Source organism: Marinomonas sp. MED121, from assembly GCF_000153025.1.
Classification (GTDB): Bacteria; Pseudomonadota; Gammaproteobacteria; order Pseudomonadales; family Marinomonadaceae; genus Marinomonas.
This window is the reverse complement of record NZ_CH672432.1, coordinates 38,258-50,602: the sequence shown is the minus strand read 5'-3', so window position 1 is coordinate 50,602 and position 12,345 is coordinate 38,258. Positions and strand designations below refer to the sequence as shown.

The following is a 12,345-nucleotide window of genomic DNA, read 5'->3' as shown; positions in this document are numbered from 1 at the left end:
TCTATTTAACTATGAGCAACTAACTAGGAGTAACCTGTATAAATGTGATTTGATAAAAGGATGAGAGTAAACAAAATCTGCAGGAAGTTTCTATAAGCATAAAAGCCAGTCCAACTCATTCTCGTTAGGCTGGCTTTTTAGTATGCTTTTTATGTTAATGCAATTTCATTTTTGGCTTAACCACTTTGCCGATCTTTTGGGCGGCCATAATGACCATCGCCTTTAGCCAACCATGAATAGCAATTAGGTGTAAGCGATAGAGAGAAACATACACTAATCGGGCAATACGTCCTTCAACAAACATAGAACCTGCCGTTAGGTTTCCCATCAAGCTTCCTACTGTACTATAACGACTCAAATTGACTAAAGAGCCATGATCTTTATACAAGTACTCAGACAAAGGTTCGCCACGAAAGCTGGCTTGAATATTTTTAAAGACTAAACTTGCCATCTGGTGAGCTGATTGAGCCCTTGGTGGCACAAAGCTACCATCAGGTTGAATGCAGGCACAACAATCACCAATGACATAAACATTGTCATTTGATTTAGTCTGTAAACTGGGTAAGACCACAATCTGATTATTTCGATTCGTTTCAAAACCTTCTATTTTAGAAATAAAGTCTGGCGCTTTTACCCCAGCTGCCCAGATCATCATATCCGCCTCAATAAGATTGTCATCAGCAGAAATAAAACCCTGCTTCTCGGCCCGTATAACACGTTTGGATTCAGATACTTTCACCCCTAAACGTGATAGTTCAGATCTAGCACTATTGGCGATACGGTCAGGCAATGCAGGTAAAATACGGCTCCCCGCTTCGATTAATTCAACCTCAAGACGTTTAGCAGAGACAGAAGGCATGCCATAAGCTTTAAGCAAATCAGCAACATGATATAACTCAGCCGATAGTTCGACCCCAGTCGCACCACCACCCACAATGGAAAGTTTTAAGTTATCTTGTCCATCACCTTGTTGAATACGTAGGAATTGATTTAATAGGGCTTGTTGAAAGCGTTCAGCTTGACGGTGTGAGTCTAAGAAAAAGCAGTTTTCAGCAACCCCTTGCGTACCAAAGTCATTACTCACACTGCCCACCGCTAAGACTAAAATATCATATTGAAGCTTTCTTTGAGGTAGCAGTTCTTGGCCATCTTCATCTAACAGCGCATCGAGCTCGATATACTTCTCAGCTGCATTCATTCCATTCATGCAACCTAGTTGGAATTGATAATAGTGTTTAGCGGAATGTGCTCGATAACTGATGCCATCTGTATCAATATTTAAAGACCCTGTCGCAACCTCATGTAATAAAGGTTTCCAAATATGAGTACGACTTCGATCAACCAGCACAATCTCTGCTTGCTTGGCTTTGCCAAACTTATGACCTAGCTTGGTAACTAGCTCAAGTCCTCCGGCGCCCCCGCCGACCACTAAAATACGTTTCATAACTCATCCTCAATAAAATTCAGCAAATGACTTTTTATTTTGAATTAGCTTCTAAAAGCCATTAGCTGAATTTTCTTGTTGCTATCTTGATATAGCGGATGATCATAACCATTTTAAGACCATCCATGATATTTATTTAACTTTATTGGCCAATAACTTATCAAGAGAATTAGCAAATGCCATCCTATCTTGCTGATTAAATGCAGATGGGCCCCCGGATTGAATACCTGAGCTCCTCATGGACTCCATAAAATCACGCATGGCTAATCTCTGCTTAATGTTCTCTTTAGTGTAAATTTCTCCCCGAGGATTGATAGCAATTGCCTGCTTATCAATAATCTCTGCCGCTAAAGGAATATCTGCCGTAATCGCAAGATCTCCAGCTTCAATATTTTGCACTATGTAATCATCAGCCACATCAAAACCTTGGCTCACTTGACGACTTGAGATAAAAGCAGAAGGAGGTGTATTAATTTTTTGATTAGCCACCAGAATACACACAACCTTTGTACGTTCTGATGCTTTAAAAAGGATGTTTTTTATTACATTAGGACAAGCGTCCGCGTCTACCCATATTTTCATATCTAACCCTTTAAAATATTAAGGTTATTATTCAGGATATGAAGAAGCGAAACAATCTAACACTTGTTTAAATAAGCGCTTTTTACCCATTTACTTGAGAATTAATAGAAAAAAGCCCCTTTAACTTAGTTAAAGGGGCTTTTCATTAATTTGGATTACCCTATTTATTAAAGAAACATCAGCTTAGCCACAAATATTAACGTTAAGGTATACATGCATAGGGACACCTCTTTAGATTTACCCGTTGCAATTTTAAGGACGGTAAAAGTAATAAAGCCTAAAGCGATACCATTAGCAATTGAGAAGGTAAACGGCATCATAAATGCCGTAATTGCCGCTGGAGCAGAGTCAGTAAAATCACGCCAATTTACATGCTGTAAACTGCTGATCATAACAAAGGCAACATAAATCAGAGCGCCTGCTGTCGCATAAGCAGGAATCATAGCAGCAAGGGGTGATAAGAAGATGGCCAAAACAAATAAAGCACCAATCACTATCGCTGAAAGCCCTGTACGTCCACCAGCCGCAACACCAGCAGCACTTTCTAGATAACTCGTCACAGGCGGACATCCGACACATGCACCAGCAACACTGGCGACACTATCTGCTTTAAGGGCTTTACTCAAACCTTCAATTTTATTTGTTTTCGGGTCAATCAAATTTGCTCTATCAGCCACTCCCATTAAGGTGCCTGCTGTATCAAACATATTGACAAATAAGAAGGCTAAAATAACGCTTACCATGGAAATATTTAATGCGCCCATAATATCCATAGCCATAAACGTGGGGGCAATACTTGGTGGTGCAGAAAAGATACCTTGATATTCAACAATCCCTAAACCAAGACCAACTAATGTGACACTAATGATACCAATTAATACTGCACCAAATACCTTACGTTCGCTCAAAGCGGCTATGATAAGAAAGCAAACACCCGCTAATAATGCACTGGGTTGGGTAAAGTCACCCATTGAAATTAAGGTTGCAGGGTTATCAACAACAATGCCTGCCCCTTTAAGACCAATCAAGCCTAAAAACAAGCCAACCCCAGCGGTCATGGCATAACGCAAGCTTTGAGGAATACTTTCAATAATCCATTCCCTTACCCTATAAAAGCTCATCGCCACAAAAATGACACCTGAGAGAAACACTGCGCCTAAAGCCACCTCCCAGCTATAACCCATCTCACCAACAACGGTAAAAGCAAAAAAAGCATTTAATCCCATACCAGGCGCTAAACCAACAGGCCAATTAGCAAACAACCCCATTAATAAACAACCAATCGCAGCACCGATACATGTGGCAACAAATACAGCACCATGATCCATGCCTGAAGCAGCCATAATGCTTGGATTGACGAAAATAATGTAGGCCATAGTTGCAAATGTGGTGATGCCACCAATCATTTCATTTTTAACATTAGAGCCATGTTGTTTGAGTTTAAAGATACGCTCCAAAAAATTTGAAGGAATTGAATTGGCTTCGGAATTGCTGCTGATCATAACGAACAGTCCTCTTAAATGAACATATTTGGCATGGATTCAGCCTCTGACGTGCTTGATATCCAATTAAACCAATCTGGTAGCTAGGTTAATCATTTTATTTTTATTAAGGTGCGTAGCAGCCTCATATATGCTTCAAACTCAAGGTTCAAAAGGATTCAGACAAGGAGTTTGGTTCTTCACTTCTCAATTACGATTAGAAATAGTGCGTTATCCAGTTAGGCTTTTAATATTCAAAGAAAACATAACTAACAACTAAATTTCATTTTTCATAATATTGAAACAATGAGATCAGGATACATTGTCAAACTGACACATCATAGCCCCATAAGCAAAATAAATTTCACAATAAGGTTTTTCGTGATTATTTTTTCATAAGGTGGTAGATATTTACTAATTTCTTGCACATTTAATTGGCTTAATTAAACTTTATCAAGGTTGCTATAACATCAGTTCAATGATGTCTCTTGTATTAAGGTCGATATTTAAAACCTAAATTTAAGTCAATTAAATCAGCAGGTTAAAGCTAATTTCACAAAAAAAAATTGATTCTTAATAATTAGTTCTCAAATTTATTAACATGAAAAAATTGTGCTGCAGAATGGACCAACTTCATTGAACATATGTTCATAGCAAGCCGTTTTTGTAATATGAATCAAATTTCAGAATGAGCAATATTTGAACTATTTGAATCTAATGGTCGAACCAGAAGTGAAAGGGAAACCTAAGCAGATTCCCCTTTTATAAGGTGGTTTGAATTATGTAAAGTATTGCTTTAATTGATCAATCAAACGAGTGATATCTTGTCGACTAATGCCATTATGTGTCACAAAACGCATTGGCTGACCTTTGCTCACAAGAATGCCATTTTGTTTCAAGTACGCCACAAGCTTTTCCTGATCAACATCATCGTCTAACTTAGCGAACACTATGTTGGTTTCCACAAAATCAGGGTTAAGTTTGAAAGCGGCTAAATGATTGAGAGATTCAGCGAGATAACAGGCATTATCATGATCCTCTTTTAATCTAGTGACATTGTATTGAAGGGCGTACAAGCCTGCCGAAGCTAGGAACCCAGCCTGGCGCATCCCTCCTCCAAGCACTTTACGCCAACGCCTCGCTTTATTAATAAGCCGCTTATTGCCTAATAACAAGGAGCCAATCGGTGCACCTAAGCCTTTAGATAAACAAATAGAAACTGAATCAAAACATTGGGTTATCTCTTTGATATCTATGTCTAACGCCGTGCTTGCGTTATAGACCCTTGCACCATCAAGGTGAAGTGCTAATGCGTTTTCATTGGCAAATTGACGTGCTTGTTGAATATAAGTTAGCGGAATCACTTTACCATTAATGGTATTTTCTAAGCTTAATAAGCGAGTTCTCGCAAAATGAGAATCATCAGGCTTAATTGCCGCTTTCAATTTCTTAAAACAAAGGGTGCCATCTAACTCATTTTCGATGGGTTGGGGTTGAATTGAACCTAAAACAGCAGCACCGCCCCCTTCAAATTTATAATTATGGGCTTGCTGACCACAAAGATACTCATCCCCTCTCTCACAATGTGCCATTAAAGCCAGTAAATTCGCCTGAGTACCTGAGCTACAAAAAATAGCGTTTTCAAAGCCATGACGTTTTGCAGCCCAAGACTCTAATTCGTTAACACTTGGATCATCACCATAGACATCATCACCAACTTGAGCGCTAAACATAGTATCTAACATGGCTTGAGTTGGTTTGGTTACTGTATCTGAGCGTAAATCAATCATTTAAATCCCTGTATTTTACATTGTGAGGTTGGCTGACATCTTTCTAACATTTGGCATTCAATATAAAAGATCCCTTTAATGAATGCTAGACGATAAATCAGGCGCAAAAAAAATGCTTATAGCGCTTTACTATAAGCATTTTGATTTAACCTAAGCCTCTATCGAGCACAAAGTACACTTTCAATTTCAGATAAACTTGCAGGATCATCTATCGTTGATGGAACATTGTACTCTTCACCATCCGCTATTTGCCTAATGAGTTTTCTTAGAATCTTACCACTTCGTGTTTTAGGTAATCTTTGTACGACTTTGGCTTCTTTAAAACTCGCAACCGCACCAATTTCACTACGAATATTTGAGATTATCTCTGATTCTAACTGGCTTTCATTTTTATTTACGCCATCTTTAAGCAAAACTAAACCCAGTGGTTTTTGCCCTTTAATATCACACTTAACACCAATGACAGCACATTCAGCGACATCAGGGTGAGAGGCAATCACCTCTTCCATTTCACCTGTGCTTAGTCTATGCCCTGCAACATTAATAATGTCATCTGTACGCCCCATGATAAAGACATAGCCTTCTTCATCAATATACCCACCATCTCCACTGGTATAATAACCTTCGAATGTCTTTAGGTACCCGTCTTTGAATCTGTCATGATTTCCCCAAATGGTTGCTAAACAACTCGGCGGTAAAGGTAACTTCAATGCCACATTTCCCTGTACATTTGGCCCTACTTCATTGCCTTCATCATCTAGGATTTTCACATTAAAACCAGGGCTTGGTAAGGTTGAAGAGCCAGGCTTTGGTTCTTTTGCTTCAATCCCCATCAAATTACCGCAAATCGCCCAACCGGTTTCCGTCTGCCACCAATGGTCAATAACGGGTACATTTAATAGGTCTTTCACCCAATGATAGGTAGCCGGATCCAGCCTTTCACCCGCCATAAAGACAGTTTCAAGCTTATTCAGCCTATAAGGTTTTAAACAAACAGATTCAGGGTCCGCTTTCTTGATGGCTCTAAAAGCAGTCGGAGCAGAAAATAGCGCTTTTACACCATACTCTTCACATACCCGCCAAAATGCACCCGCATCTGGGGTGCCGATTGGTTTACCTTCATAAAGGACGGTCGTTAACCCCTGTAACAAGGGAGCATAAACAATATAAGAATGTCCAACGACCCAACCTACATCAGAAGCCGCCCAAAAGACGTCACCTGGATCCATATTATAAATGGCTTTCATGGAATATTTCATTGCAACAGCATGGGATCCATTGTCTCTAACAACCCCTTTTGGACGGCCTGTCGTACCTGAGGTATAAAGAATATAAAGCGGGTCTGTTGATAATACCGGAACACAATCGGCTGCTTGTGCGGTTTGCAAAGCTAATTGCCAATCGATATCTCTGCCTTCTATTAGGTTTGCCAATGACTCTGGTCGTTGCCAAATAATCGCATGTTTGATTTTATGACTCGCAAGCTCAACGGCTTTATCAAGCAATGCCTTATAATCAATTACACGATTCACTTCGATACCACAACTTGCTGAGACAATGACATCTGGTGTGGCATCTTCAATACGAATGGCTAACTCGTGGGCAGCAAAACCGCCAAATACCACAGAATGAACGGCGCCTAGCCGTGCACAAGCCAACATAGCAATACAGGCTTGTGGAATCATAGGCATATAGATAAGCACTCTATCGCCTTTTTTTACCCCTTGCTTTCTTAACACACCCGCAAACAGTGCCACTTGATCTCGTAAATCTTTATAGCAAATAGATTCTTTTGTTTCAGTAACAGGAGAATCGTAGTGAATTGCGATTTGATCACCGCGACCTTGTTCTACATGATAATCAAGTGCCATGTGGCAAGTATTCATCACGCCATCCATAAACCATCTGTCTATGCCATTTTCATCTGACCCGAGTATACGGCTAGGGGGCTCAAACCAATCCAGTTGATCTGCTTTTTCTTGCCAAAAAAGTTCAGGGGTTTGAATGGACTTTTGATACTCTTTCTCATAACTCATGATACCTGTTCCTTTATTATAATTTTGAACATGTCATAAATTGATAAGCCACAGGGCAAATCACAATAAAGTTATCATGGTTATTAATCAGATTTTCGACAACTCGACGTTAGTCTAACGTGAAGCTATAGGCTGGCATCAAAGCAAGATAGACGCCCTATTTGCTGACATAAGGCAATAAATTCAACACAAACAAGCAAGACCTTAGACCAAAGTATAAAGCTTCAATATCCATATAGGTTATGTTCCCATTTCACTTTCTGACCTTAGCTTTAACCAGTTTTCATTGACTTCACCAATAATGGCTTTATAACGCGCGTAAAGTAAATTGATGATAGCTTGCTCGATTTCACCATTGGCTTTTAAATGCTGAATATCCGCTTGCAATTCATTGAGCTGAGTTAGCGCGGTAACATAAGAGGTCCACAGTTTTTTGTGGTTATATAACCCATCCCAAGCCGTTAAAATGCTTAAAGATGCGCTAATAAGCAGCGCTGTCGCAGACAGGTAAATGGTATAGGTGCTCGCGTATTGAGATAACGCAATCATAACCGTCGTTAAAGAGGAGAGTATTGCCGTACTCATCACAAAAAAATGAGTTTTTTGCTTATTAACTTGGCTTACACCTTTAAACTTGGTAATTCGAGTTTGTATGTCTTGCTCTAGTATGGATAAATTTGCATCTATCATGGCGAATCCCTGCCTAAATCAAAAATATTACAAAGCCTCTTTGTTAAATACAATCCCAATTTACTTCATTAGAAATCAAAGTAATTAACTGTCCACCTACTAGGCTACTCAATTATCAAAGACGCTCGATTGCGGCCAGCATCTTTAGCACTATATAAGGCTTTGTCACTACGACTGACCACTTGTTCCCACGTCTTATCTTGTGCCATGACCTCAGCACAACCTGCGCTCACAGTAACAAGTTGATAATGACTGGCTTGATGCTCAATAGTCAGTGCAGCCACTTTTTCAATCAAGTTTTTAGCCATAGTTAAAGCCTCATCTTGCGTCACATTAGGTAATACGCAAACAAACTCTTCACCACCATATCGATAGATTTTATCCGCCTTTTTTAAATGCTCTCCGATACAATCAACCACCTGAATCAAAGCCTCATCACCTGCTTGATGACCATAAAAATCATTGAATTTCTTAAAGTAATCCACATCAAATAAGACAATGGAGTAAAGTGTCTTATGGGTTAAATAGGCTTGATGAATTTTATTTAAATCCTTTTCCAGAGCCCTTCGATTGCCGATGTTTAGAAGCATGTCCCTCATCGCCAGCTCATTTAAATGTCGATTAGCGACCTCCAATTTTAAGGTCCTTTCTTTTACCGTTTTTTCAAGGTCTTCATTGAGTTTTTTAATCTTTTCTTCTGTATGGGTTTGCTCACTGATATCCAAGTGAGTACCAACAAGGCGAGTCGCTTCTCCTTTATCATTACGTACAACAATGCCACGGGTTAAAATATGAATATACCCACCGGATTTATGACGCATTCTTAATTTATGCTTAAAACTATCCTTATCTGAAAAGCGTATTTTTTGGATTTCTTTTTGAATGAATTTATGATCCTTCGGATCAAGAAGATTAAAGTAAGTGCTTGGGTGAGAATCTAATTCATCAGTACCATAACCCAACATTTTTTTCCATCTAGGTGAGTAATACACGCTGTTATCCGCTAAATGCCAATCCCAAAGACCATCATTGGCCCCTTTCATTGCAAGCTCAAAACGCTCTTCACTCTGCTCTAGCCTCTTCTGCCGATCGACTATGACAGTTGCCATTTGAATAAAGGTTTCGGACAGCTCTCCAAGTTCATCACTCTCACTGCCGGCTTTGGTTTTATCTAAGGTATAGTTTCCTTGTTTTAACCGATTAGCTTGTCCTACAAGGCGACTGATAGGGTCGGTAATCGCCTTTGCAATTAACACCGCGGCAATCATAAAGACACATAAAGCTAATATAAACACCATCAAATACAAACGTTTCAATTCATATGAGGCTTCATTAACATCTCTTTCAGATACCTGTAAGGCAATTGAATATTGGCTAGAGGAGATAGGTGCGTAAAATAAGTAACTGTCCTCATTAGTATCAGACGCATTAAACTCGATGTAACCAGACTGTTTAGCTAACATGGCCTTATGAGCTTGATGTAATTCAGCCTCTGGGGCTTGATAGATGTTGGTTGAAACCGATATTGGCAAATCTTCAGCATCTTTTATAATAATCCCATTTTCATCGCGCTTTAAATGCACTAATTTCTCAGGATCCCAGTGATACCAATAGGTACCACTCCTACTTATGAGCATCATTTTGGCTTGCCAAGAGTATTGAGCAAAGATATTCGCTTGGAGGTTAGCAAGAAATGACTCAATTCTTGACCATTCGATAGAGGCCCCCACCATGCCTTTTAGCTTTTGATCAAAACCGAAGACAGTGGATGCCACAATGAGTTGTTTCACTTCAGTCGTATAAGAAATAACCGGGTCCGAAAGGTAACTCATGGCCTTTTCATGTTTATTATTACCGACTAATTTTTGCCAATACTCCCTAGCTTTCAGATGCTTTGGTAATGATTTAGGGTCTGTATCATCAAAAGTACATTTAAAATTTAAAGCAGGGTTGCCACAAAAAGGTAAATAAAAATGCCCTGCTTTGTCACTAATATAGAGTTTTTCATAGCGTCCAGATTGACGTTCTAGTTCACGGGAGAAAAAAGGTAAAAAGAGATTGGGGTCCATGCTTTTCACTTCCTGAGTTTGTGCATAAAGCTCAATCTCACGAATACTGGCATTAAACTCATCGGCAAGTTTGCTTGCAGTGAGTTGCACATAGTTTTGCAGGGTTTGCTTTGCGTTTTTTTCAGCATCATCCGTTACATGCCAAAGCACAAAGAAGATAATAAGGGACACAGGTACCAGAGTGGTAAAAATCAATGATAAAGATATTTTGTATCTTAAGTTCATGCTTTCTTACTCTTATAATAAAAAGATCAAATCCTTCGCTTTTACATTCCCTAACTTGCCGTTAAATCGAAGCGATTTTTTAATAAAGCTGAAGTAAAATCGAGTCAAAATCAAACTTGTATTTATCCAGTGACGGGTTATAAAACTTTGAATATTGTTTAAAATCAATTTTGCTCAAATTTTCTTCACTCCACCTATCATCACTCAATATTTCAAGGTATAGGTTTACATTTTCTTTTGTCACTATGCCCATGTTAGTTTTGGTTTGAACACCATGATCAACAAAATCAATCCCCTTAAAATAGTCATGCAAAAGTACAAGCACCCAAACCCCTTCGATATAATGTCCACCGGCACTGGCACTGACCCTATTCGACTCAATCGCTTCAAGCATGGACTTTTTAAAGCCAACACCACCTGTGAAGTAGTCTTGACCCGCCTTAACACCTAAACTTTTCTCACCTTCTAAAATGCCATCCACTAATCTGGCACTGCCAGCCCATACCACATGTATATCGCGATATCGCTTCATCAAGGCTTGAAATTTTAAGCTGGCCTCATCTTCATCCCAACTTTCGGCATTAACAATTTGTTTTAATTTTACATTTTCAATATTTTTCAATGTGTTAGTTAACGCATTGGATCGCATAATAGCCGCACCTGAAGAGATAGGCCCATTGACTCCGACCACATTGATTAAGCTATTAGGCTTATGACTCTTAGCATCACTGATTAACCTTTCAATAATACGCTTGTTAGCCCCCCTTTCATCTGGATGCATTTGCCCTAACCAAAATGGATAATGTTCCCTAGGGGCGCCCATTTCTTGGGCTTTAGCCTCAGGCATAGCGCTATTAACAAGAAAGGAGAAGACTTCAGCCTCATTGGCTAATTTGATGAATTGAGAACCCGAATCTTTATAATTATTAAATACAACTGCATCGACCTTGTTACTGCCTTGTATCACGGACAGCAGCTGTTGCTTCATTAAGAAGCGATTTCCTTTAGCACAGAATGTAACCAGTTCAATGTTTAAATCGTCAGCTGCAGCCTGCATTAAGTTGATAAAGGTTTGCCAGAAAGGGGCTTCTCTAGGGTATAAAATTGCCACTTTATATGACTTAGCATTAACATTTTTATGATCTGTGGTGTTAGCCAAAACAGGTGCGGAAATTAACAAAGAAAACAGAACCAGTCTTGTTAAAGAATTGTGTAATGAAGTGAACAGATAGTTAAAAATTATCATAAGCGAATCAACTAGTTACTAATTATTATTTTGAATAAACAATCACCCTTTGTTAATTCGATATTTATTTCTAAAAAGCCTTTATATTCCCTAAAACGAATAAGACATGGTTTCAATTAATACAGGTTCAGCTTAGAGGTTTCATGGCCAATTGGCAAATAAAGTAAAGTTTAGTAAAGAAAGGAAACGAAATGAATGAGCTACCTATAGACTTAGGAACCTGTGATTAAGTCACCTCTTCTCAGTTTTTTCAGAAAAAGTATCTATCAAGACATCACTTTGATGTAATCTAGGTACCTTTTAAGAAGCGACAACGCAGAGCATTATTTTTCGTGAAATGCCGTTTAGGTATTCTTCAAAGGCCCGAAGGGCGTGCTCTAAAAGCACCATCTTTACGTTAAGTGCCTTATTAATAGAGTGGCTATTAAGTTGCGGCTCTTGCTATAAATCTAGGCGCTTTTATCCACACGCTGAGACGGGAGGACTTATTCGCAAATTCCTTAGGTTTAGAACTAAAAATCAAACCTCATCCCCATGCTTAATACAGCATAGTGGCCAAAATCGGCATCAATATCCTTATAGCTTATATTGAGGTCAGCAGAGTCACTAACATGCCCGATTAACCCTAAGCCGACAATACGATTATCACCATCAAGTGCTTTTACCTCTTCTGCGCCCGGGTTAAATAGCTGCCCTTCTTTAGAGGTTAAATCCCAATAAGCCTTTCCATAATATGGAATTAAAGAAACGGATTCCCAAGCAAATCGATAACCAAGCAGTAT

9 protein-coding genes are annotated in these 12,345 nt (G+C 39.1%); all 9 read right to left on the bottom strand.

Annotated features, from left to right (window positions below; genetic code table 11):
* Nucleotides 1-154 precede the first annotated feature (154 nt).
* The gene (locus tag MED121_RS15580; RefSeq protein ID WP_009834675.1) at nucleotides 155-1,444 is read right to left on the bottom strand and encodes an NAD(P)/FAD-dependent oxidoreductase; all 1,290 of its coding nucleotides are present in this window, start codon (nucleotides 1,442-1,444) and stop codon (nucleotides 155-157) included.
* Between the two features lie 132 nt (nucleotides 1,445-1,576).
* Entirely contained in the window at nucleotides 1,577-2,026 is a 450-nt protein-coding gene (locus tag MED121_RS15575; RefSeq protein ID WP_009834674.1) for a YaiI/YqxD family protein, read from the bottom strand.
* A 167-nt stretch (nucleotides 2,027-2,193) separates the two neighbouring features.
* A complete protein-coding gene (locus MED121_RS15570) occupies nucleotides 2,194-3,528 on the bottom strand; it encodes an NCS2 family permease (RefSeq protein WP_009834673.1) in 1,335 nt (444 codons plus the stop codon).
* 758 nt (nucleotides 3,529-4,286) lie between these two features.
* The gene (gene ltaE, locus MED121_RS15565) at nucleotides 4,287-5,297 is read right to left on the bottom strand and encodes a low-specificity L-threonine aldolase (protein ID WP_009834672.1); all 1,011 of its coding nucleotides are present in this window, start codon (nucleotides 5,295-5,297) and stop codon (nucleotides 4,287-4,289) included.
* Nucleotides 5,298-5,455: 158 nt separating this feature from the next.
* A complete protein-coding gene (locus MED121_RS15560; protein ID WP_009834671.1) occupies nucleotides 5,456-7,333 on the bottom strand; it encodes a propionyl-CoA synthetase in 1,878 nt (625 codons plus the stop codon).
* 240 nt (nucleotides 7,334-7,573) lie between these two features.
* On the bottom strand, nucleotides 7,574-8,023 hold the full coding sequence (locus MED121_RS15555; protein WP_009834670.1) for an SLATT domain-containing protein: 450 nt from the start codon (nucleotides 8,021-8,023) through the stop codon (nucleotides 7,574-7,576).
* Between the two features lie 104 nt (nucleotides 8,024-8,127).
* Nucleotides 8,128-10,317 carry a diguanylate cyclase gene (locus MED121_RS15550; RefSeq protein ID WP_009834669.1) on the bottom strand — a complete coding sequence of 730 codons (2,190 nt, stop codon included), beginning with the start codon at nucleotides 10,315-10,317 and terminating at the stop codon, nucleotides 8,128-8,130.
* 79 nt (nucleotides 10,318-10,396) lie between these two features.
* A complete protein-coding gene (locus MED121_RS15545) occupies nucleotides 10,397-11,497 on the bottom strand; it encodes an ABC transporter substrate-binding protein (protein ID WP_009834668.1) in 1,101 nt (366 codons plus the stop codon).
* A 578-nt stretch (nucleotides 11,498-12,075) separates the two neighbouring features.
* Nucleotides 12,076-12,345 (bottom strand): hypothetical protein (locus MED121_RS24435; protein WP_009834667.1); only part of this gene is annotated, 270 nt, incomplete at its 5' end.